The sequence below is a fragment of the Methylobacterium sp. UNC378MF genome, from assembly GCF_900103195.1.
In the GTDB taxonomy this organism is placed as follows: Bacteria; Pseudomonadota; Alphaproteobacteria; order Rhizobiales; family Beijerinckiaceae; genus Methylobacterium.
The window spans coordinates 21858-42153 of the sequence record NZ_FMWU01000019.1; the positions used below are offsets into that span (position 1 = coordinate 21858).

The following is a 20296-nucleotide window of genomic DNA, read 5'->3' on the forward strand; positions in this document are numbered from 1 at the left end:
CATGGAACGCATCACGCTGACCCGGACCGAGCGATCACCCGAGGTCGATTTCGACTTCGCGTCGGGGCGCCTCGTCCTGCGCGGCGAATCCTACCCGGAGGATGCCGCCGCATTCTTCGGCCCGCTGCTGCACGCCCTGCGCGGTCATCTCGCGGAGACCCAGGCGAGCCCGATCACCTTCGATGTCGACCTCGCCTACTTCAATTCCTCGAGCGCCAAGGCGCTGATGAATCTGTTCATGCCCCTGGAGGACGCCGCCGCGGAGGGACGTCCGGTGACGATCCGCTGGATGTTCAGCGCGGACGACGACGTGATCCAGGAGGCCGGCGAGGATTTCGCGGCCGATTTCACGCATGCCCGGTTCGAGATGATCGCGGGCGTCACCGCGTGAGCGCGCATCGGGCCCCCGCCCACGACCTCCTGTCCGAGCCGGCGGACGCCTTCAGCCTGTTCGACACCGAGGAGGCCGTCCTCGGCCGGTCCGAGGTGATGCTGGCCCGGCTCGCCGAGGTCGGCGACGGGGTGCGCGAACTCGCCGGCGCCTATCGGCGCAGCTACCACGAGCAGCGCCGGCTGGTGCGGCTGAGCGACCGGATGCAGCTCGACCTGCACCGCGCCAACCAGCGGATGGCCGAGCAGCAGCGGGCCCTGCGCCACCTCAACGACGCCCTCACGGCGGAGATCGAGCACCGGACGCGCCTCGAGGCCGAACTCCGCCGCCTCGCCGACACCGACCACCTCACCGACGCCCTCTCGCGCCGCCGCTTCCTGCAGATCTGCGAGGAGGTGTGGGCCCGGACCCAGTCCGGTGACACGCCGTCCAGCGTGCTGATGCTCGACCTCGACGGCTTCAAGCTGATCAACGACCGCTACGGGCACAGCGCGGGCGACATGGTCCTCAAGGCCTTCGTCGAGACCTGCCGCGACAGCCTGCGCGCGGTCGACGTGATCGGCCGCATGGGCGGGGAGGAATTCGCGATCCTCGTCCCCGGGGCCGTGCTTCCGGAGGCACAGGCCATCGCCGAGCAGCTCCGCTGCGCCGTGGCGCAGCGGCCGGTGCGCCTGGAGCACGGGCTGCTCCCGATCTCGGTGAGCATCGGCCTCGCGGCGTTCGGCCCGAGCGAGTCGATGTCGGCAACGCTGCGGCGGGCCGATGCGGCGCTCTACGCCGCCAAGCATGCCGGCCGCGACTGCGTCCGCTGCGCGGCCGAGGCCGGCGGCTGGCCGGATCTGCCCCTGCCGGGCTCCTCCCTGACCTGAGGCGCCGCGCGCCCGGCCTGCGCGATCAGACCGGTTTTCGGAGGCCTCGGTCGCCGCGAAGCCGGCGGCCGGCAGCGCTGTGACACGGAGTGACGTCGCGTGAGCGGACCTGACACGGCCATGGATGCGCCCCGCCCCGCCGGGGGCCTCAGGGGCGCCCGGCCCCTCCGCACCGGGGATGCCCTGGCGCGGCTCGGCTTCGCCGACATCGATCCCGTCCCGGCCGCCGGCGGCTCCGGGCGCGCGGCCGGCCTGCGCGGGGCCGGCCCGATCCGCCGGGGCGATCCCCTGTCGAAGCGCGGCTTCGCCGACGTGCTGGCCGCGGGCGCGCCGGCGGACGAACTGATGAAGCCCGGCGCCCTGCGCGGGGCGGCCCGGGGCCGCGACCTCGACAGCCTGTCCCACACCCTGTTCCTGCGCATCTACCCGGTGATCGGCGCCCTCCTGCTGCTGACCCAGCTCGGGATCGCCTGGGTGAACTACACCGACCAGCTCCGCCTGTATGACGACCGGGCGCATCTCCTCGCCCGGCTCACCGCCGCCGCGATCGCGCGACCGGACTGGGCGCACAGCGCGGAAGCCTATGCCGGCCCGCTCAGGGCGCTCGCGGCCGAGCCGGCCTTCCGTCACGCCGTCCTGCGCGACGCGGCGGGCCACGTCGTCGGGACGGCCGGCGCGGCGCCCACCGGACGGGGATGGTCCACCCTCTCGGCCAGCGCCGACCTCTCCGTGCCCGGCCTCGCCGGTCCCGCGGGCAGCCTGACGGTCACCGTCTCGACCCAGGACCTGCGCGACAACGCGGCGTGGCAGGTGATGCTCGCCCTCGGCGCCAGCATCGGGTTGATGATCGCCTTCGTGATCACCCTGCACGCCACCGTGCGCCGCCACGTCATGGCGCCGTTGATGCGGCTGCTGCTCGCCATGCGGGAGATCGAGCACAAGCGCTGGACGAGCGTGGAACTCGGTGGCGCCTACCGGCCCAGCAACGAGATCGACGTCATCAGCCAGGCCTTCAACCGCATGGTCGAGGGCCTGCGGAGCGGCGATGCCGCCAAGCAACTCCTCGCCGATCTGGAACGCGCCCACGACAAGCTGGAACGCGCCAACCGCCAGGTCGTCGAGAGCATCGGCTACGCGCGGCGCATCCAGGATTCGGTGCTGCCGGACCGGAACGCCCTGGCGGGGGCCGGGGTCGAGGTGGCGGTGCTGTGGGAGCCGCTCCACGTGGTCGGCGGCGACTATTTCTGGCTGGAGGAGATCGACGGCCTGTGCGTCATCGCCGTGGCCGACTGCACCGGGCACGGCGTTCCCGGCGCGTTCCTGACCCTGATCGTCGCCACCGCCCTCGATCGCCTGCTGCACGAACGCGGCCTGCGCTCGCCGGCCGCCATCCTGGCCGGGCTCGACGCGATGGTCCGCACGCAGCTCCGCCAGGACGGCCGCGGCGCCGAATCGGATGACGGGCTCGATTGCGGCCTCTGCGTCTGGGACCGGACGGCCCGCACCCTGCGCTTCGCCGGCGCCGGCCTGTCCCTGACCGTGATCCGGGACGGGGTGGCCGAGCGAATCCGCGGCGGCCGCCGGGGGCTCGGCTACCCGCGTACCGGCCGGGAGGCGCTGCCGGAGGAGGTCGGCGCCGACGTCATCGTGCCGGTGGCGGGTGCCACCTTCTACCTGATGACGGACGGGATCACCGACCAGATGGGCCGCGCGGCGCCGGATCGGGCGCCGCGGCTCCTCGGCCAGCGCGGCGTGGCCGACAGCCTCCTGCGCCACGCCGACCTGTCGCTCGCCGCCCAGGCCGCCGCCCTCGAGGCCGATCTCGACGCCTATCGCGGTGCCGAGGCCCGGCGGGACGACATGACCCTGGTGGCCTTCCGGCTTCCTCCGGACGGAGCGGCGGCCGCCGCCTGAGGCGCCCGGTCATCCCGGCGCCGCGCCGGGGCCGACGATGCCGGCGGCGCATCGATCAATCCAACATCGACGTCGGGCAGGCGATCCGGCCTGCGCCGCTCCTGGACCCGGGACAGCCGTCGCGGTTGCGCAGCGGGCGCCTCGAAGGAGCCGTCCGGCCGGCCGCGCGGTCCGTGGAGCCCTCCGTCGCGCCCGCTGTGCGGATTCTCAGAAGGAGGCGTACCGCTGTCGCGCCGCGCCGGGCTCGAACAGGCGCTCCGAAGCCCCTTTCATTCCGGCCCCGGCCTCGGACGGCCCGCCTGCGCCGCGGACGCCGCCTGTATCACCGCCTGTACCAATGTCCGCCGCTTGGAACCGGTCACAGACGCGCGTGCGACGATGTCCGGACCCGGACAGCGGCATCGCCCACCGTTGGCCGCCGATTTCTCAAGTAAAACTGCGCCCCTGCGGCGGGGTGGCCTCCGCGATCAATTGCCGTTACGCTACGTTCCTACCGATATCATTCTCTCATTTGACAATTTACAAAGAACAGATCTGGAGCGACCGGTCCATGTTGTGTGCCGAAGGAGAGGGACGGCGCGGCTTTCCGGATGGCACAGGCGCGGGGCCCGGCGCGACGCAGTCCGTTCCGCGTCCGGAGCCGGCGGCCGAGATCGGCTCCGCGCGCCTCCTGCAGGGGCGCCGCGAGATCGTCATCCGCCACAGTGACCGCGCCTACCGCCTGCGGGTGACCGCGAGCGACAAGCTGATCCTGACCAAATGAGCGCTCCCCGCCTTCTGTCTCGCCGCGCCCTCCTGGCCGCCGCCGCGGCCGGGGCGCTCGCCCCGCGCGTTGCCGCCGCGCAGGTGGCCGCCCGCATCGCCGCCCTGGGCGGTGCCGTCACCGAGATCCTCTACCGCCTCGGCGCCGGCGGCCGGATTGTGGCGGTCGACACGACCAGCCTCTACCCGCCCGAGGCGCTGCGCGAGAAGCCGAATGTCGGCTACCTGCGGGCGCTCTCGGCCGAGGGCCTTCTGGCGCAGCAGCCCGACCTGATCATCGCCGCCGAAGGGGCGGGGCCGCCCGCGGTCCTGGCGCAGCTGCGCGAGGCCGGGCTGCGCGTCGAGACCGTGGCGGAGCCGCCGAGCCCCGAGGGCGTGCTGGACAAGATCGCCACGGTCGGGCGCTTGGCGGGCCTGGAGCGCGAGGCCGAGGCCCTGGAGGCCGAGGTCCGCGCCCGTTTCACCGACCTCGCGGCGCGGCGCGCGCGGATCGCCCGGGCGGCCCGGGCCCTCGTCGTCCTCTCGATCCAGGGCGGCCGGACCGTCGTCGGCGGTGCCGGCTCCTCGGCGGACGGCATCCTGACCCTGGCGGGCATCGCCAACGCGGCCGCAGGCCTGGAGGGCTTCAAACCGATGACCGACGAGGCGATCGTCGCCGCGGCCCCCGACGCGGTGGTGATGATGCAGAACGGCCCCGAGCCGCCGAAGCGCGAGAGCATCTTCGCCCCCGGCACGGCCCTCGGCCAGACGCCGGCGGCGGCGCAGGGCCGGCTGGTGGCCATGGACGGCCTCTACCTCCTGGGCTTCGGCCCGCGCACGCCCGAGGCCGCCACCGACCTGATGCGGGCGCTCTACCCGGACCTGCCGCGTGACTGAGCCGCGCGGCGGCGGGCGGGGCGCGTGAGCCGCCGGTCCGCGGCGCCCTGGGTGCTGGGGATCCTGGCGGCCCTAGTGCTTGCTGCCGCCCTGCTCTCCGTGAGCCTCGGGGCGATCCGCATCCCGCCGGAGCGGGTCGTCGCGGTCCTGATCGGGGAGGGGAGCGATCCGGCCCGCGCCCGGGACGCGCTCGTGATCCTGTCGATCCGCCTGCCCCGCACCCTGCTGGGGCTGCTGGTCGGGGCCGGGCTGGCGGTCTCGGGGGCGCTGATGCAGGGACTGTTTCGCAACCCCCTGGCCGATCCGGCGCTGGTCGGGGTGTCGTCGGGGGCGGGGCTCGCCGCCGCGCTCATCATCGTGCTCGGCGACCGGATCCTCGCCCGGCTGGGGCTTCCCGGGCCGCTGCCCTACGCCGTGCTGCCGGCTGGCGCCTTCCTCGGCGGCCTGTGCGCGACCCTCATCCTCTACGCCCTCGCCACCCGGTCCGGGCGCACCGCGGTGGCGACGCTGCTGCTCGCGGGGATCGCCCTCGGGGCGCTGAGCGGCGCGCTCACCGGCCTCCTGACCTTCGTCAGCGACGACCGGCAATTGCGCGATCTCGCCTTCTGGTCTCTCGGCAGCCTCGGGGGCGCCACCTGGGCCAAGGTCGGGGCCTCGGCGCCGCTGATCCTGCCGGTCGTGGTCGCGGTCCCGTTCCTGGGCCGCGGCCTCAACGCCCTGGTCCTGGGGGAGGCCGAGGCGTTCCATCTCGGCGTCCCGGTGGAGCGGCTGAAGCGCGCCTGCATCGTGCTGGTGGCGGTGGCGGTCGGCGCCAGCGTGGCGGCGGCCGGGGTCATCGGCTTCGTCGGACTCGTGGTGCCGCACGCCCTGCGGCTGCTGATCGGCCCGGGGCACCGGCTGCTGCTGCCGGCCTCGGCGCTTCTCGGCGGCGCCTTCCTCGTCCTCGCCGACGTGGTGGCGCGCCTCGTCGCCGCGCCCGCCGAACTGCCGATCGGCATCGTCACGGCGCTCGTCGGCGCGCCGGTTTTCCTGTGGCTGCTCCTCGACCGGGTGCGGCCGGACGAGGTCTGACGATGTCCGATCCGGCCCTGCTCGCCGCCCGCGACCTGACCGTCACGGTGGCGGGGCGCGACCTCGTGCGCGACGTTTCCCTGGCCGTGGAGGGAGGCACCCTGCAGGTGATCGTCGGCCCGAACGGGGCCGGCAAGTCGACCCTCGTCCGCCTGCTCAGCGGCGCCCTGCGCCCGACCCGGGGCGCCGTCGCCTATGCGGGGGAGCCGGTGGAAACAATCCCGCCCTGGCGGCTCGCCGCGACGCGGGCGGTGCTGCCGCAGGCGGCGCGCCTCGCCTTCCCGTTCGCGGCGGAAGAGGTCGCCCGGATCGGCCTCGACGGCATCGGCCGGGGCCTCGGGGCCCGCGACCGGGCGGCGATCCTGGCGCGGGCCCTCGCGCGGGCGGACGTGGCGCATCTCGCCGACCGGGCCTACCCGACTCTCTCGGGCGGCGAGCAGGCGCGGGTGCAGTTCGCCCGCGTGCTCTGCCAGCTGGAGGCCGGTCGCACGGTCGCGGACCGGCAGGTGCTGTTCCTCGACGAGCCGACCGCGAGCCTCGATCTCCGGCACCAGGGCGCGCTGCTCGACGCCGCCGCCGGGCTGGCGGCGACCGGCGTCGCCGTGGTGGCGATCCTCCACGACCTCAACCTCGCGGCCGCCTATGCCGACCGGCTGCTGGTCCTCGACGGGGGCCGGCTGGTCGCCAGCGGCCGGCCGGTCGAGGTCCTGACGGACGACCTGATCGCGCGGGTCTTCGGCGTCCGCTGGCCGGTCGGGCGGGTGCCCGCGGGCGGCCAGCCCTTCCTCCTGCCGCACCGGGATGCGGCCGGTCGCGCACCGGACTGATCGGACTTCGCAGGTTCCGGAGAGCGTCCGGCCCGTGCGTCGACGCCCTGGCGGGCACGAGCGTGGTCCCGCGGGCCGCGCTCGACCGTCTCCAGCCCGGGGGCCTACGGGCTGGTGGACCTCTGCGCCACCGGCGCGGTCACCGACCGGATCACCGCGGATGTCGTCGTCCAGAACGCCCTGGGCCGGCGCTACCGCGCGTATAGCGACGCGCTGGCAAGCCCGGGCCTCGTGGCCGAGGCGGCGCTCAGCATCGCGTTCGCGACCCGGTAGGCGCGGCTACCGGTAGCGCGACGGGTGGTATTCCCGGTAGCTCAGGCCGATCACGGATGCGAGCAGGCCGGCCCCCCGGCACAGCGTGTAGCCGCCGCCGATCAGGGCCGCGGGCCTGAGGGACAGGCCGGCGATTCCGAGCCGGAGCAGGCCGCCGCCGAGGCGCGCGAGGCCGCGGCCGGCATTGGCGAGGCGGCCGCTCACCGTCTCCGGGCGGAGCCGCCCGAGATAGGCCTCGACGCTGCCGCTGCGGTACCAGCGGGCCAGCAGCCAGCGCACCCGCATCCGGTGCGTCGGGATGCTGTCGTAGACCAGGGCCGTCTCGGCCCAGGCGATCCGGTGCCCGGCGAGCAGCAGGGACCGGAAGAAGAACGTGTCCTCGCCGCCCAGGGTGTTGAAGCGCATGTCGAAGGACAGGCCCAGCGCCCGGATCACCCGCAGGTCGAGGAGCGCGTTCGCGGTGTAGCCGTCCTGCACGAAGCCGTCGCGGACCGGCAGGCGCTTGGCGAAGAACCCCCCGGCGGCCGCCCAGGCGGGCGGCACCCGGTCGAAGAACGGCACGACCGGCCCGATGCAGGCCGGGACGCCCGAGGCGAGGGCGGTCTCGAGCAGGTTGTGGAGCCAGTCCCGGTCGGGAAACTCGTCGTCGTCGATCAGCGCGACCCAGTCGGCGCCGGCCGCGGCGGCCTCCGCGAGGCTCCGGTTGCGGACCGCGGCGAGGCCGCGGGTCTCCTCCCGCGCGTAGGTGACGGGGAATCGCCCGGTTGCCCGGTAGGCCTCCACCACCGGCACGGCGGCGCGGCTGCGCCCGTTGTCGATGATCAGGATGCGCAGGGCGGTCTCGGCGAGGCTGCCGAGCCGCTGCTGGTCCAGGGCCTTGAGCAGGCGCGCCAGTCCCACGGGCCGCTCGCAGGTGCAGATGCAGATGCACAGGCGCATCGTCTTACCTCTGTCCGATCGGGAGGGCGTGCAGCCGCGGCCGCAGGCGCTTGCCCGCCACCGCCAGCAGCGTCGCGGCCAGGTGCCGCCAGGTCCGGGGATGCCGGAGCGCCAGCGCCGCGCCTTCGCGCCACCGGCCGGCCTGGGCCGCCTCGATGACCCGGGCGATCACCTGCATCATCGCGAGGTCGTCGCGGTAGGCGCGGCTGCCGTGGCGGATCTCGGCGGACTGCGCCCGGGCCGCCGCGAGGCGGCCGTGCTCGGCCCGGGCCGCGAAGGCCGCATCCAGGCGCGCGATATCGGCCTGGCGCAGCCGGTGCGACAGGGAGGTCGGTCCGCGCCGATAGCCGTAGCCCGCATAGCTGGTGACCACGAAGCGCGCTCCTGCCGCGAGCGCCTCCAGGCACAGCAGGAAATCCTCGCCGATCCGGACGCCCTCGTCATACCGGATCCCGTGCCGGCGCAGCGTCTCGGCGCGCATCACGGGCTTGAGGTAGCCGAGCTTGGTCACGGGGCTGAGCATCTGGTTGCTGGCGATGTACTTGGCGAGGTCGATCTCGAACAGGTACGGCTCCCGGCCGCCCTCCAGCATGCCCGGACTCTGCGGATCGAACAGGCCGGTGAACGGGATCGGGTTGTCGGCGACGATGTCGGCATCCGCCGCCAGGGCGAGGTCGAGCAGGGTCCGGGTGCGGTCGGGCAGGATCAGGTCGTCGGCGTCGAGGATCGCGATCCACCGGCCCCGGGCCGCGTCCAGGGCCGCGTTCCGGGCGCTCGACGGCCCCCGGGGTGCGCCCGTTCCGGCTCCGGCGAGGGGGATCACGCGGACGCGCGGATCGGCCTCCGCCAGGCGCGCCAGCACGGTCGCGGTCCCGTCCCGCGAGCCGTCATCGACCGCCACGACCTCCACGGCGACGCCGGTCTGGGCGAGGGCGGAGCGGATGGCCGTCTCGATCCAGGGCGCCGCATTGTGCGCGGCCATGATGAACGAGACGTCCACGAACGTGCCCCGAGCATCGGACAAGAGTTGATCCGCCATCGCGCTTCCCGAGCCGCCGGGCGCGGCCTTCCCCGGCCACCCTCGACATTGGCCGGAAGCGGTCGGCATGCACGACGCTCAAAGGGCGTAGGGCGGCGGCCGTCCCCTCCCATTGCGAGGGATGGCCCCGACGGCCGGCAGCGGTCACTCCGTGTTGGAGGCCGTGTCGCTGCCGGGACGGGCATTCCGGACGGCGAGGCCCTTCGCCAGGACGGACCGGACATGGGCACGCAATTTCTGTCTTCTCTCCTCCGCAGCGGGAGAGGTGTTCTCGAGGCTCGGATCGCCGCAGGCTGTCATGTCGAACGCCCGTGAGGCCCGTTACCGCGCGTCGCCGTTGCCGACGCGGCCGGAAGGGTGATCGTCGATACCTATAATGGATTATTTGGCTGGAATCTCGGCATTATTGCAACGCCAAGAGCGAAAGCAGTTTTGGTGTTTATTAAGGTTTATGTCTCCTACTGAGCGTTGTTGGATGGTGGTAAACTACGTAGGTAGTATCCGAGGGCCCTCCCGAGGGCAGCATTCAGGGAGGAGATGAGTGCCCAGTCGCTTCTATTTCGATATCGAGAACGGCAAGGAAACGATCCGCGACGCGCAGGGCGTGGAAGCCGAAGACCTGGCCGAGGCGCTGGCGGAGGCCCGCAGCGTGATCGACGAAATGGCAGGTGAACCGGGTGCCGCGGGCCTGTCCGGCGCGTGGACGCTCGTCGTCCGCGACGCCACTGGAGCGGTGGTCGGGCGATTGCCGATCAAGGGTTGAAGCGCATTCCCACGCCTTCGATGCCGGGCCGCTGCATGGCGTGAAACCGGGCGGACAGATCGTCGGCGGACGACCGGAATCGCCCCATCGAAACCTGTCCGAGCCTTCCTCCCTGCGCGTGCTGCAAGCGGGTGAACACGCCCAGGGTCAGCAACCGTGGGTCAGCGAATGCCGCCGCTGGCGGTGATCACCTCGCCGGTCAGCCAGCGGGCCTCGTCGGACGCGAGGAAAGCGACGACTCCGGCGATGTCATCCGGCTGGCCGGCACGCCCGAGGGGCGTCTGTGCGACGAGGCCGGCCTCCATGTCGGAGCCGACGACGCCGGCCGCGTGCGTCCCCTCGGTCACCACGAAGCCCGGGCTGACGACATTGACCCGGATCCTGCGCGGCGCCAGCTCGTTCGCAAGGACACCCGAAATGGCATTCAGCGCTCCCTTGGTCCCTGCATAGACGGCTGCGGTCGGCGTGTGCACATGGGTGATGGCCGACGAGATATTGATGATGCTTCCGGCCTCGCCGAGATGCTTCGCAGCCGCCTGCGTCGCCAGCAGGACACCCAGGACATTGACGTCGAAAAGCCGGCGGTAATGCTGCTCGGTGATCTCTTCGATCGACGCGAATTCATAGATGCCGGAATTGTTGACCAGCACATCGAGCCGGCCGAACTGCTTCACCGCCGCCTCGATCAAGTCCTGCGCCTGCTCGGCTTTGGAAACGTCGGCCTGGACCGCGATGGCTTTGCCACCGGCCGCGATGATGGCCTCGACCACCGCGTCGGCGCCAGCCTTGCTGGACGCGTAATTGACCACGACCGCCGCGCCATTCGCCGCCAGCGACTTGGCAATTCCGGCGCCGATACCCTTCGATGCGCCGGTCACCACAGCAACCTTGCCGTCGAGCTTGGACATGTGTGCTAACTCTCAGAAGGGACCGGCCCCGGGATGGCGGCCTTAGTCCCATAGTTCGGAATTTCGGAACTATCGGAGCGCAGATCAAGCCCCCATATGGAAAAATCATGAGACCCCTCTCTCATCCCCCGATCGAGGACCTGCGACCGGAGGCGATCCTTCACGCGCTATCCGATCCGATCCGAGCGGCCATCTTCGCCAAGATCATGCAGGTGGGCTGCGTCGAGGCCTGCTCGGCGCTCTCGGCGCTGGGCGATCGGGTGATCCCGAAATCATCCCTGTCCAACCACTTCAAGGTGCTGCGTGAGGCCGGATTGATCCGCAGCGAACGGCACGGCGTCGAGGTGCGCAACCATTCGCGCTGGGCCGAAGTGGAGGCGCGCTTTCCCGGATTGCTGAGCGGGATCATCAACGCCTACGCGTCGGATGCCGGCTCGGCCCCGCGAGCCGCGGAGATGGCCCGTCCGGCATAGGGCGAGGCCGACGCCCGCTCGCGGCCCGCATCGATGGTCCGCCGCGTGCCGCCCGGCGGCACTACGGGCTGATCAGCGCGGAGGCGCCGACCCGGCGCCGCGGGGCCCGCAGGAGCCGGCGGGCAGGCCGCTCCAGAAGCCGCCACGACATCTCCGCGAGCAGCAGCGTCAGGAGCAGGTCGAGCGCCATCGAGACCGATCGCGGTGCGGCGCGATCGAGGCCGACCAGCGCCAGCACCCGTTCCGCGTGGAGCGGAACGTGGAACAGGTAGGCGGCGTAGCTGATCACGCCGATCCGGCGCAGCCACGGGATTTCCAGCAGGGCGACCGCGCGGCCCTCCCGCGCCTGGATCACCTGCAGCAGCAGCAGCGCCGCCAGGATGCCGCTGAGGCGGCCGAGGATCAGCCACCAGCCGGTCGGCGCCACCGCGAGCGGCAGGGTCAGGAACAGGATCAGCACGCCGGCCAGGGCCCAGTCCTGCGCGAGCCAGCCCGGCAGCGGCCTGGCGCGCAGGCCGGCAAGGCCGCCGAGCGCGATCAGCCCGAGATTGGCCAGCGTATCGACATCGAATCGCGTCGGCCCGGCGCCCGCCAGCCACAGCGCGCCGTGCATCACGACGCTGGCCCCGACCAGGATCCAGCACAGCGCATCCAGGTGCCGCCGCGGCAGGAGCAGCGCCGCCGGCGCGAACAGCAGGTAGAATTGCTGCTCGACGGCGAGGCTCCACAGGTGACCGAGCTCGGTCCCCCAGCCGTTCTGCGCGATGTAGACGTTGGTGACGTAGAACCACGTCGCGCATTCGAACGCGGCGGTGCCGAGACTGGACGGGTCGCCGGGCCGGACCGTGTAGAGCACGAGCAGGAAGGCGTAGTAGACCGGCACGATGCGGGCGATCCGGTTCCGGTAGAACAGCCCGAGGCTGCCGAGCGGCGTCGACGCGCCCGCCTCCACGGCCGAGCGGGCGGCGGCGAGGATGCGGACGATCAGGAAGCCGCTCAGGACGAAGAACAGCCACACGCCGGCGGTGCCGAGGGCCTCGGTCCTCGGACTCGGCGCCTTGTGGCTGACGAAGACCATCAGGAAGGCCAGGGCGCGCAGGCCGTCGAACCCGACGATTCGGTGCTCTGAAGGGGCCACGGCGCGTCTCGTCCGGTGATCGGCCGTGCGGCCCCGAGGCAGAGCTCGCCCGCACGGCCGGACACCCCGCCATAGATCGGATGTCGATTCGGGGGCCCTTACCTCGATCGGGGGTGGGGCTCCCCGAAAGCGGTCTGCCGCTCAGCGGCGCCGGGCGAGCACGAGCACGGCGACGAGGCCGACGGAGAGGGCCGCCGCGGCCTGCGCCGCCAGCAGCGCGACCAGGATGCCCTGCGGAAGGGCCAACGCGAAGCCGATCGCTCCTCCCGTCAGCGCGGCAAAGACCAGCACGACCAGCAAGGACTTACCTCCATTGACGGATTGGCGGCCGTCTTGTTGCCGAGCCCGTCGCCGGCCCAGAATTGTCGCGAGGGTTACGCTTGCGATCGACGCCCCTTCGGATCGGCTGAAGGCCACCGGAGCCGGCTGCGGCGACGCCGGCCGGGCCGAGGGGCACTCGTTCCGTCCCGCAGGTTCGGACCCCGTCTCGCCCCGAGTCAAGGAGCCGACATGTTGCGCCCGGCTGGCCCCCCGACGCCGATCGAGTCGTCGACGCCACACGATATGGTCGAGACGCTCAACGAAGCGTTCGTCAAGACGTTGCCGGCCACGGTTCAGGCCAGCGCGGGGCTCCGGGCGAGCTGGGTGACGAAGCGCGTCCTCGACGCCACCATTGCCCTGACGGCCCTGTTCCTGCTGCTGCCCCTTCTGCTGTTCATCGCCCTGCTGATCTGGGGCAGCGACGGCCGGTCGCCGATCTTCCGCCACAAGCGCCTCGGCCGCTACGGGCGCCCCTTCGGGTGCCTGAAGTTCCGGTCCATGGTTCCGGACGGCGATGCGGTGCTGGCACGGCACTTCGCCGCGAATCCCGCGGCCCGGGCCGAATGGGAGGCCTCCTACAAGCTCACCCACGATCCCCGCGTGACGGCGCTGGGCCATGTCCTGCGCAAGACCTCCCTCGACGAACTGCCGCAGCTCTGGAACGTGCTGCGCGGGGAGATGAGCCTCGTCGGGCCGCGGCCGATCGTGCAGGCGGAGGTCGTCCGCTACGGCGCCGACTTCGCCACCTGCTTCTCCGTCCCGCCGGGGCTGACCGGCCTGTGGCAGGTCTCCGGCCGCAGCGACACGGGCTACGCCGAGCGCGTCGCCCTGGACTGCGCCTATGCCACCCAGTGGAGCCTCGCCCGCGACCTCGGCATCCTCCTCAAGACGGTGCCGGCCGTGTTGAGCCAGCGCGGCAGCCGCTAGGGCCATGTCCCAGCCGCCGCGCCGCGCCCGCGGAGCGCGCCGATGAAGGGCATGATGCTCAACGCCCTGCTGGGCGTGATGCTCGGGCGCTTCGGCTCGGTCTGGCGGCTGCTGATCTTCATCCCGATCGTCGCCGCGGAGGTCGGCTACGGCGTCTGCGTCTACAACCTGAGCGCCAGCGCCTGCCTGCGGCGCGGCACGGCGCTGCTGATCTGCGGGCAGCTGGCCTTCCTGCTCGGCGCGCTGCTGCGGCCCATGACCAACGAGCGGTGAGCCTCCCGGGATCGGCCCGAACCGTCTCGGCGGCGCGGGCATGTCAGACCGGATCGTCCTCGGCGGTGGGTGCCTCGATGCAGAGGCGCCAGAATTCCACGAAGCCGGCGGCATACGCGGCGATGACGAGGCTCGACCAATGCATCGCGTCGCTCCGGGCGCATTCGGGAGCCCAGCCTGACGCGGAGAGGTTAAGATTCAGCCCGGAAGCCGTCGAGCTGGACCTTGCGGGCGTCCGTGCCGCGCCACGCGACGTCGATCGCGTCGTTCATGCGCTGGTCGCCGTTGACCCAGCCGTCCGAGACGTGCCGGCGGCGCGGAAGCGTCGCCGCCACGCAGAGGCGGAGGTCCGGGCCGGACAAGAGCGTCCTGCGCACGTCCTCAACCAGTCGCCGCCGGCCGGTGATCATTCGGACGATCCGACCCGGGGGCGGCCCTCTCCTTTCGGACGATCTCGCACCCCGGGCCGGGATCGCCCTACCGTGTCGGCGGACCGGCCGCGGCGCGGATCGGCCGGAGAGTCGCGGAGTCGTCCGGTGCGCAGCTTACAGGCCCCGTCCCCCGTCCCGGAGGTCTGCGTCATCATCGCGGCCCGGGACGCCGCCGACACCATCGCGGTGGCCATCGCGTCCGCGCTCCGGCAGCCGGAGGTCGCGGAGGTCATCGTGGTGGACGATGCGTCCGCGGACCGGACCGGCGCGGTCGCCGCGGCCGCCGATGACGGTTCGGGCCGCCTGAAGCTGATCCGGCTGGCCGGCAATCTCGGCCCCGCCGGCGCCCGCAACCTGGCCGTCGCGGCCGCGACCGCCCCGCTGCTCTGCATCCTCGACGCCGACGATTACTTCCTCGACGGCCGGCTCGGCCGCCTCCTGTCCGCCCCCCGGACCTGGGACCTGATCGCCGACGACATCGTCATGGTCCGCGGCCGCGAGGCGGCCTCCGCCGCCGGCCTCGTGACCGGGCCCGGGCGGCCGCAGCGGCTCACACTCGCGGCCTTCGTGGCCGGCAACATCCCGCGCCCCGGTGCGTATCGGCGCGAACTGGGTTTCCTGAAACCGATCATCCGGCGGGGTTTCCTGGAGCGGCAGGGGCTCCGCTACGACGCGCGGCTGCGGCTCGGGGAGGATTACGCCCTCTACGTCGAGGCGCTGGCGGCCGGAGCGGTGTTTTCCGTGACGGAGCCCTGCGGCTACGTGGCGGTCGAGCGGTCGAACTCGCTGAGCGCGCAGCACCGGACCGACGATCTCGCGGCGCTGCTGGCCTTCGACGACGCCATGCTGGGCCGGCCGGGCCTCGCCCCGGACGCACGCGCGGCGCTCCGGGCCCACCGCGCCGCCACGGCGAAGCGCTGGCAGCACCGGCGCGTCCTCGACCGGCGGCGCACCCAGGGCTACGCGGCAGCCCTGACGGAACTGCTCGGCGCCCCCCTGGCGTGGCGGCACATCCTGTCGGTGACCCTGGCGGCCAAGCGCGCGCGCCGCGTGCCGGCCCCCGCGCCGGACCGGGAGACCGGTCCGCGCCTGCTCCTCGGACCGGAGCGCCGCCTGGAGCCGGCGGGCTGAGGCACGGCCGGCCGATCCGGTCCGCGCCGCCGCGACGGATCAGCGGTCGCGCTCCTCCTTGCGCGTGCGCACCGCCGCCACGTCGGAGCGGACGTCGTCCAGCGCGCAGCGGACCCGCTCCAGGGCCGTCGAGAACGCCGCGTCCAGATCCGGATCGACCGCGTCCCGCGGCTCGCCCTGCCGGAAGCTGTCCAGCAGGTAGGGCATCATCTTGCCGTGGAGCGCCGCGTAGGCACCGGGGCTGGAGAGTTCGTAGATGACCGCGAGCGCGTGATAGGCGCGGACCAGAACCTCCAGCGCGACATCCGCGCTGCGCCCGCCCCGATCACAATTATCGCTGCCCATCATTGTGCGTATTATCTATTCCTGCCCTTGTCGCCGGGTAACACGCCCAAATTTGACTGTCGACGTTAGGGATCGTTACAATCTTCGTTCCCGAATGGTGCGAGGCGATTTATCGACGCGCCATGGCTTGACTGCAACAGTCCCGGATTCGGATGGGTAAAACCAAGATTCCGTTTAGCTGCGCGCGTGTCGCGTCGGCCGGATCATCGTGGCAATCTTGTTCTCGACCTCGCCGAGGACGCTGTTAACAAGTTGAACAGCGTCGTCGAGGCTCCCGGTCGTCAGGCTTTCGTTGCGGTCCGTTTCCTGGATGATGCGGAAATTGTCCTCGACGAACGTGCGGATCTTCTGCTGAACGTCGCCGAACTCACCCGGATGGGCCGTCTCGTAAAGCAGGGCGAGGGCCAGATAGGCGCGCCCGACCATGTCCAGCGCCAGGGTCGCGCTGACCTCGCAGTGTCCGGCTTCCGGCGTCGACACGAGGACTGAATTTCCTGTCAGGAGTTATTCTATTACTTTATCACGGTCTTTGTTGGGCGCCAACCATATAGATTTTCTGCAGTGCCGATTCCGCATTGCACGCGCGCCGCCGTGAGCCGGCGCGTCCGGGCGGGTGCGACCCGCCCGGACGCGTCTGGGACGGAACCGCTATCGGCCGGCGGTGGTCGGACGCTGCGCGCGGTCCCGGCCCGGCGCGAGACCCTGCGCGACCCGCAGCTTGAGCCCGAGGATCCGGTTGTGCCGCGCCATTGCGAGGAGCGATTCGGCTGTCCCGACATCGCCGCGCATCCGCAGGGCGTGGGCGGCCAGCGCCATCTGGGCGGCCATCGCGTCCGCCTGCAGGGCGGCGTGCGGGACATTCTGGGAGAGGAGCGTTCCGGCCATGGCTGCCACGGTCTGGGGGGGCAGGCCCGATCCTCCGGAGGATCCGTTAACGATATCTTAAAGGAAGCGCGGCCGTGCGGGGCGTGCCGTCACTTCCTGATGGGCAGCCGCCCGACCAGCCATCCGTCCTCGTTGCGCACGAGCAGGGTCCAGGGCGGCTCCCGGCCGTTCCCCGTGATTTCCTCGGCCATCTCGGCGATCACGCTGCGCGCCTCGACCAGGGCTTCCTCAAGGCCCGCGGCCTCGACCCCCACCAGGTCGTGGATCGTCTCCTCGGCATTTGCGATCTCGAAGTAGAAACGCGCCGCCAACAGGGCTCTCCTCAGCCGGAACTCTTTGGCGAGTTCAGTTCTATAGCCCGGGTCTAGCACCATAGCCGTCCGCGTTCCCCGATGAGGCGGCTAGAAATGAGCCGCCTGTCTTTGACAATTCGGGTGATGCGCCGGGGAAATGTTAACCGGATCGTCGGGCGGCGGCGCGCCGTCAGCCGAAGGGCGTAGTCTCCGGGCGCCCCGATATCCGGACGGGGATGGCCGGCGCGGCCCGGTCCCGGGCGCGGATCGGGCCTCGGAGAACGGGAGGGGTGGGTCCGAATCGCCGCCGCTACGCCCGATCGGCAGAGGCGACTACGCCTAAGATATGATGTTGGCGGCTCCGGCGGGCCGCCGTAGAGCCGAGCGTCGGGACGATCGCGGCGAGGCATCCATGAACATCACGATGGTCGGATCGGGCTATGTCGGTCTGGTCTCCGGCGCCTGCTTTGCGGATTTCGGCCACAGCGTCGTTTGCGTCGACAGCAATCGCGGCCGGATCGAGGCGCTGAAGGCCGGTCGGATGCCGATCTACGAGCCGGGTCTCGAGGCGCTGGTGGCCGAGAACGTCCGCCAGGACCGGCTGTCCTTCGTCACCGATCTGGACGCGGCGGTCGCGCAGGCGGACGCGGTGTTCATCGCGGTGGGCACGCCGTCCCGCCGCGGCGACGGCTTCGCCGACCTGAGCTTCGTCTACGCGGCCGCCCGGGAGATCGCCGGGGCGCTGTCGGGCTTCACGGTGGTGGTGACCAAGTCGACCGTGCCGGTGGGCACCGGCGACGAGGTCGAGCGCATCATCCGCGAGGCCAATCCGACCGCAGAGTTCGCCGTGGTCTCGAATCCCGAATTCCTGCGCGAAGGCGCGGCCATCGCCGATTTCAAGCGGCCCGACCGCATCGTCGTCGGGGCCGAGGAGGCCCGGGCCGAGGCGGTGATGCGCGAGGTCTACCGGCCGCTCTACCTGAACCAGGCGCCGATCATGGTCACGTCGCGGCGCACCGCCGAGCTGACCAAATACGCGGCGAACGCGTTCCTGGCGGCGAAGATCACCTTCATCAACGAGATCGCGGACCTGTGCGAGGCGGTCGGCGCGGATGTGCAGGCGGTGGCGCGCGGCATCGGCCTGGACAACCGGATCGGGTCGAAGTTCCTGCATGCCGGCCCGGGCTATGGCGGCTCGTGCTTTCCCAAGGACACCCTGGCGCTGGTCAAGACCGCCCAGGATGCCGGCACGCCGCTGCGGCTCGTCGAGACGGTGGTGGCGGTCAACGACCAGCGCAAGCGCGCCATGGCCCGCAAGGTGATCAAGGCCTGCGGCGGCTCGGTGCGGGGCCGGACGGTGGCGCTGCTCGGGCTGACCTTCAAGCCCAACACCGACGACATGCGCGACGCGCCGTCCCTGGCGATCGCGGCCGGCCTGCAGGATGCCGGCGCGATGGTCCGCGCCTACGATCCCGAAGGCATGGAGCAGGCGCGGCCGCTCCTGCCCGGAGTCGCCTTCGCCGAGGATGCCTATCACTGTGCCGAGGGCGCGGATGCGCTGGTCCTCGTCACCGAATGGGACGCCTTCCGGGCTCTCGACCTCGCCCGCCTGCACGCGGCCATGCAGCGGCCGGTCCTCGTGGATCTGCGCAACGTCTACCGGGCCGACGACGTCCGGTCTCACGGCTTCGCCTACAGCAGCATCGGCCGCCCCACCGGGCCCGGGGAGGACGCCGAGACCCTGCAGGCCGTCGAGGACGCCGTCGCCGCGGCGGATCCGTGAGGCGCCTCCCCGGCGGACGGGAATGCCCCGTCATGGTCGGACGCTGCGGCCCGAGCGGCATCCGCGTGCGCGTGTGCAGGATCGATTCGCGTGGATCTGCGACCGGATCTGCGACCGTCCGCGTCTGAGCCGGAGCCGTCATCGATCCGGTTGAGGCGGCGCCGCCGGCGCCGGATATGGCGCGAAGCCTCCCTCGCGTGCGGGCTGCGAGCCGACGCTGTCCGCGTCGCACAGGCTCCGGGCGTGGCACGCGCCGGCGGGGCCGGTCGCCGCCATGTCCCCATGGCCTGTCGTTGCCCCACTCGGCACGGGCGGGCGCAACGCCAGAACGTCACCCCTGGGGGAAGTTGGCTCCCGTCGCTGTCCCGCGCCGGTTGATCCGCCCGGTCATTCGGGAGCGCTGCAGGCGAGCCCGACCCCGGAGCGGGTGCCGGAGGCCGGCAATCCGGAAGCCGCTCAGGTGCAGAAGTCGCGCGGCCCGCAACGCGTCGGACCGTCCGCCACGGGAGCGAGCCCGTTTTCCCGCGCCCATCACGCCGGTGATCGCGCCCGAATGGGCGCGGGGGTGGTGATCGGTCCGCGTCACGCGCGGGCCGAACAGACACCGGGTTTCCTCGCGGGCCGCCCGAATCGGCGAGCCCGTAACCCCGCTCAGCGGCGGCGGATCGATGGGCCGCCGAGGCTGCCCCGCCGCAGCGGGGCCGGCACCGGGACGATCAGGCCGCCGGGACCTTCACGCTCGCCAGGCTCGAATCTTCCCGGAGGAAGTACTTGTTGGTCAGGTAGGCGACCTCGGTCCGGTTCTTGGCCTTGAGCTTCTTCATGATGTTGCGGACATGAACCTTCACGGTGCTCTCGCACATGTTGAGTTCATACGCGATGATCTTGTTCGGCGTGCCTTTCCGGAGCGCCCGCGCCACGCAGAGCTGCCGCGGCGAGAAGATCTCGTCGTCCCCGGGCTCGGCCGGCTCGTCCATCTTGATATTGGCCAGCAGGGGCAGGAGGCACTCGGCCGGGATGTAGACGCCGCCAGCCTGCACGAGCTGCAGGGCCTGCAGGGCGATGTCGACGGACGTCGTCGTCGGGATGTAGCCTTTGACGCCGAGCTTGATGATCCGCACGATCTGGTCGAGGTTCTCGCCGTCCGAGATGACCGCCACCGGCGGTGCGCCGGCCTCGCCCTGCAGGAACGCCAGCTCCCGCACGATCTCGGCCCATTCGGTCTCGGACAGGTTGCCGTCCGGCCGGCAGAGGACGACCACGCTCGCCGGGACGAACGGCTTCTGCCGCTTCCACGAGTCGATGTCGGCGAAGACCTCGAACGACGTCTCCCGGTCGGCCTCGCTGAGGGAGGCGGCAAGGCATCGGCCGACGAGCTGCCGTCGATCGATGATCACGATGCGGCTTGAGCGTGTCCGGGACTGGTCCCGTGGCTCGATGACGACCGGGCCGTCACCGGCATGTCCACCCGAAAAGCCGCCGCGGCTCTCGGCCGTGTTCCGCTCGACGAGGGTGAGCGCGTCTCGAGTACCAAGACTGGCCATAAGAAATTACCTCCTTTCGAAGGAAGTCGATTGTCGGCGGTGACGGAGTACTCAATAAGTTCGCCGACGGCGTGAAACCGAGAAGTGCGATCCGATGGGTCGCCATGGGGGCGAGCGCCA

At 71.7% G+C, this 20296-nt stretch carries 26 protein-coding genes; 14 read left to right on the forward strand and 12 right to left on the reverse strand.

Annotated features, from left to right (window positions below; all coding sequences use genetic code 11):
- Nucleotide 1 precedes the first annotated feature (1 nt).
- From BLT59_RS19730 to BLT59_RS31380, 8 genes are all read left to right on the forward strand, one after another.
- Complete coding sequence (locus BLT59_RS19730; protein ID WP_091784213.1) at nt 2–391, forward strand: DUF1987 domain-containing protein; 390 nt, start codon at nt 2–4, stop codon at nt 389–391.
- Entirely contained in the window at nt 388–1260 is an 873-nt protein-coding gene (locus tag BLT59_RS19735) for a GGDEF domain-containing protein (protein WP_091784216.1), read from the forward strand. The genes BLT59_RS19730 and BLT59_RS19735 overlap by 4 nt, the downstream gene beginning before the upstream one ends.
- 99 nt (nt 1261–1359) lie before the next feature.
- Entirely contained in the window at nt 1360–3174 is a 1815-nt protein-coding gene (locus tag BLT59_RS19740) for a SpoIIE family protein phosphatase (protein ID WP_091784219.1), read from the forward strand.
- Nucleotides 3175–3724: 550 nt separating this feature from the next.
- Nucleotides 3725–3937, forward strand: coding sequence for a hemin uptake protein HemP (locus tag BLT59_RS19745; protein WP_091784222.1), 213 nt, complete (start codon nt 3725–3727; stop codon nt 3935–3937).
- Nucleotides 3934–4812, forward strand: coding sequence for a heme/hemin ABC transporter substrate-binding protein (locus BLT59_RS19750; protein WP_091784224.1), 879 nt, complete (start codon nt 3934–3936; stop codon nt 4810–4812). The genes BLT59_RS19745 and BLT59_RS19750 overlap by 4 nt, the downstream gene beginning before the upstream one ends.
- Before the next feature lie 24 nt (nt 4813–4836).
- Complete coding sequence (locus tag BLT59_RS19755) at nt 4837–5883, forward strand: FecCD family ABC transporter permease (protein WP_091784226.1); 1047 nt, start codon at nt 4837–4839, stop codon at nt 5881–5883.
- A 2-nt stretch (nt 5884–5885) separates the two neighbouring features.
- A complete protein-coding gene (locus BLT59_RS19760) occupies nt 5886–6710 on the forward strand; it encodes a heme ABC transporter ATP-binding protein (protein WP_091784228.1) in 825 nt (274 codons plus the stop codon).
- Nucleotides 6711–6824: 114 nt separating this feature from the next.
- The gene (locus tag BLT59_RS31380) at nt 6825–6983 is read left to right on the forward strand and encodes a hypothetical protein (protein WP_175544068.1); all 159 of its coding nucleotides are present in this window, start codon (nt 6825–6827) and stop codon (nt 6981–6983) included.
- Nucleotides 6984–6989: 6 nt separating this feature from the next.
- On the opposite strand, the gene BLT59_RS19765 is transcribed toward BLT59_RS31380, so the two are convergent.
- Nucleotides 6990–7922: a glycosyltransferase family 2 protein gene (locus tag BLT59_RS19765; protein ID WP_091784230.1), complete on the reverse strand. Its 933-nt coding sequence runs from the start codon at nt 7920–7922 to the stop codon at nt 6990–6992.
- 4 nt (nt 7923–7926) lie between these two features.
- A complete protein-coding gene (locus BLT59_RS19770) occupies nt 7927–8961 on the reverse strand; it encodes a glycosyltransferase family 2 protein (protein WP_091784232.1) in 1035 nt (344 codons plus the stop codon).
- A 541-nt stretch (nt 8962–9502) separates the two neighbouring features.
- Here BLT59_RS19770 and BLT59_RS19775 point away from each other — a divergent pair.
- Entirely contained in the window at nt 9503–9724 is a 222-nt protein-coding gene (locus tag BLT59_RS19775; RefSeq protein WP_091784234.1) for a DUF6894 family protein, read from the forward strand.
- On the opposite strand, the gene BLT59_RS31385 is transcribed toward BLT59_RS19775, so the two are convergent.
- Both BLT59_RS31385 and BLT59_RS19780 read right to left on the reverse strand, forming a co-directional pair.
- A complete protein-coding gene (locus BLT59_RS31385) occupies nt 9714–9878 on the reverse strand; it encodes a hypothetical protein (protein WP_175544069.1) in 165 nt (54 codons plus the stop codon). The two genes, BLT59_RS19775 and BLT59_RS31385, sit on opposite strands and share 11 nt — an antisense overlap.
- A 7-nt stretch (nt 9879–9885) precedes the next feature.
- Nucleotides 9886–10632: a glucose 1-dehydrogenase gene (locus tag BLT59_RS19780; protein WP_091784236.1), complete on the reverse strand. Its 747-nt coding sequence runs from the start codon at nt 10630–10632 to the stop codon at nt 9886–9888.
- A 107-nt stretch (nt 10633–10739) separates the two neighbouring features.
- Between BLT59_RS19780 and BLT59_RS19785 the strand changes: the two genes are divergently transcribed.
- Nucleotides 10740–11105, forward strand: coding sequence for an ArsR/SmtB family transcription factor (locus BLT59_RS19785; protein WP_091784238.1), 366 nt, complete (start codon nt 10740–10742; stop codon nt 11103–11105).
- Nucleotides 11106–11166: 61 nt separating this feature from the next.
- On the opposite strand, the gene BLT59_RS19790 is transcribed toward BLT59_RS19785, so the two are convergent.
- Both BLT59_RS19790 and BLT59_RS31390 read right to left on the reverse strand, forming a co-directional pair.
- Nucleotides 11167–12243 (reverse strand): acyltransferase family protein, encoded by a 1077-nt coding sequence (locus tag BLT59_RS19790; RefSeq protein WP_091784240.1) that lies wholly within the window; start codon nt 12241–12243, stop codon nt 11167–11169.
- A 141-nt stretch (nt 12244–12384) separates the two neighbouring features.
- The gene (locus BLT59_RS31390; RefSeq protein WP_173009302.1) at nt 12385–12543 is read right to left on the reverse strand and encodes a hypothetical protein; all 159 of its coding nucleotides are present in this window, start codon (nt 12541–12543) and stop codon (nt 12385–12387) included.
- A gap of 210 nt (nt 12544–12753) precedes the next feature.
- On the opposite strand from BLT59_RS31390, the gene BLT59_RS19795 reads away from it, so the two are divergent.
- A complete protein-coding gene (locus BLT59_RS19795) occupies nt 12754–13491 on the forward strand; it encodes a sugar transferase (protein WP_091784245.1) in 738 nt (245 codons plus the stop codon).
- A gap of 42 nt (nt 13492–13533) precedes the next feature.
- Nucleotides 13534–13764, forward strand: coding sequence for a hypothetical protein (locus BLT59_RS19800; RefSeq protein ID WP_091784249.1), 231 nt, complete (start codon nt 13534–13536; stop codon nt 13762–13764).
- A gap of 191 nt (nt 13765–13955) precedes the next feature.
- Here the strand turns inward: BLT59_RS19800 and BLT59_RS19805 are convergent, their stop codons facing one another.
- Nucleotides 13956–14174 carry a hypothetical protein gene (locus BLT59_RS19805; RefSeq protein WP_091784252.1) on the reverse strand — a complete coding sequence of 73 codons (219 nt, stop codon included), beginning with the start codon at nt 14172–14174 and terminating at the stop codon, nt 13956–13958.
- 126 nt (nt 14175–14300) lie between these two features.
- Here BLT59_RS19805 and BLT59_RS19810 point away from each other — a divergent pair, with 126 nt between their 5' ends.
- Entirely contained in the window at nt 14301–15326 is a 1026-nt protein-coding gene (locus BLT59_RS19810; protein ID WP_091784255.1) for a glycosyltransferase family 2 protein, read from the forward strand.
- Nucleotides 15327–15365: 39 nt separating this feature from the next.
- On the opposite strand, the gene BLT59_RS19815 is transcribed toward BLT59_RS19810, so the two are convergent.
- The 4 genes from BLT59_RS19815 to BLT59_RS19830 form a co-directional block, all read right to left on the reverse strand.
- The gene (locus BLT59_RS19815) at nt 15366–15674 is read right to left on the reverse strand and encodes a hypothetical protein (protein ID WP_244514059.1); all 309 of its coding nucleotides are present in this window, start codon (nt 15672–15674) and stop codon (nt 15366–15368) included.
- Nucleotides 15675–15845: 171 nt separating this feature from the next.
- Nucleotides 15846–16151 (reverse strand): hypothetical protein, encoded by a 306-nt coding sequence (locus BLT59_RS19820; protein WP_091784258.1) that lies wholly within the window; start codon nt 16149–16151, stop codon nt 15846–15848.
- A gap of 168 nt (nt 16152–16319) precedes the next feature.
- Nucleotides 16320–16556 carry a hypothetical protein gene (locus tag BLT59_RS19825; RefSeq protein ID WP_091784261.1) on the reverse strand — a complete coding sequence of 79 codons (237 nt, stop codon included), beginning with the start codon at nt 16554–16556 and terminating at the stop codon, nt 16320–16322.
- An 89-nt stretch (nt 16557–16645) separates the two neighbouring features.
- A complete protein-coding gene (locus tag BLT59_RS19830; RefSeq protein WP_091784264.1) occupies nt 16646–16867 on the reverse strand; it encodes a DUF6894 family protein in 222 nt (73 codons plus the stop codon).
- A 394-nt stretch (nt 16868–17261) separates the two neighbouring features.
- Between BLT59_RS19830 and BLT59_RS19835 the strand changes: the two genes are divergently transcribed.
- Nucleotides 17262–18632, forward strand: a complete 1371-nt coding sequence (locus BLT59_RS19835) for a UDP-glucose dehydrogenase family protein (RefSeq protein WP_091784267.1) — start codon at nt 17262–17264, stop codon at nt 18630–18632.
- A 716-nt stretch (nt 18633–19348) separates the two neighbouring features.
- On the opposite strand, the gene BLT59_RS19840 is transcribed toward BLT59_RS19835, so the two are convergent.
- Nucleotides 19349–20176 (reverse strand): response regulator transcription factor, encoded by an 828-nt coding sequence (locus BLT59_RS19840; RefSeq protein ID WP_091784270.1) that lies wholly within the window; start codon nt 20174–20176, stop codon nt 19349–19351.
- Between the last annotated feature and the right edge of the window lie 120 nt (nt 20177–20296).

Bases quoted from the DNA above. Each gene is read 5' to 3' on its own strand.
- BLT59_RS19730 (WP_091784213.1), top strand. From the start codon at position 2: ATGGAACGCATCACGCTGACCCGGACCGAGCGATCACCCGAGGTCGAT.
- BLT59_RS19745 (WP_091784222.1), top strand. From the start codon at position 3,725: ATGTTGTGTGCCGAAGGAGAGGGACGGCGCGGCTTTCCGGATGGCACA.
- BLT59_RS19750 (WP_091784224.1), top strand. From the start codon at position 3,934: ATGAGCGCTCCCCGCCTTCTGTCTCGCCGCGCCCTCCTGGCCGCCGCC.
- BLT59_RS19760 (WP_091784228.1), top strand. From the start codon at position 5,886: ATGTCCGATCCGGCCCTGCTCGCCGCCCGCGACCTGACCGTCACGGTG.
- BLT59_RS19765 (WP_091784230.1), bottom strand. From the start codon at position 7,922: ATGCGCCTGTGCATCTGCATCTGCACCTGCGAGCGGCCCGTGGGACTG.
- BLT59_RS19770 (WP_091784232.1), bottom strand. From the start codon at position 8,961: ATGGCGGATCAACTCTTGTCCGATGCTCGGGGCACGTTCGTGGACGTC.
- BLT59_RS19780 (WP_091784236.1), bottom strand. From the start codon at position 10,632: ATGTCCAAGCTCGACGGCAAGGTTGCTGTGGTGACCGGCGCATCGAAG.
- BLT59_RS19785 (WP_091784238.1), top strand. From the start codon at position 10,740: ATGAGACCCCTCTCTCATCCCCCGATCGAGGACCTGCGACCGGAGGCG.
- BLT59_RS19795 (WP_091784245.1), top strand. From the start codon at position 12,754: ATGTTGCGCCCGGCTGGCCCCCCGACGCCGATCGAGTCGTCGACGCCA.
- BLT59_RS19800 (WP_091784249.1), top strand. From the start codon at position 13,534: ATGAAGGGCATGATGCTCAACGCCCTGCTGGGCGTGATGCTCGGGCGC.
- BLT59_RS19805 (WP_091784252.1), bottom strand. From the start codon at position 14,174: ATGATCACCGGCCGGCGGCGACTGGTTGAGGACGTGCGCAGGACGCTC.
- BLT59_RS19815 (WP_244514059.1), bottom strand. From the start codon at position 15,674: ATGATGGGCAGCGATAATTGTGATCGGGGCGGGCGCAGCGCGGATGTC.
- BLT59_RS19825 (WP_091784261.1), bottom strand. From the start codon at position 16,556: ATGGCCGGAACGCTCCTCTCCCAGAATGTCCCGCACGCCGCCCTGCAG.
- BLT59_RS19835 (WP_091784267.1), top strand. From the start codon at position 17,262: ATGAACATCACGATGGTCGGATCGGGCTATGTCGGTCTGGTCTCCGGC.
- BLT59_RS19840 (WP_091784270.1), bottom strand. From the start codon at position 20,176: ATGGCCAGTCTTGGTACTCGAGACGCGCTCACCCTCGTCGAGCGGAAC.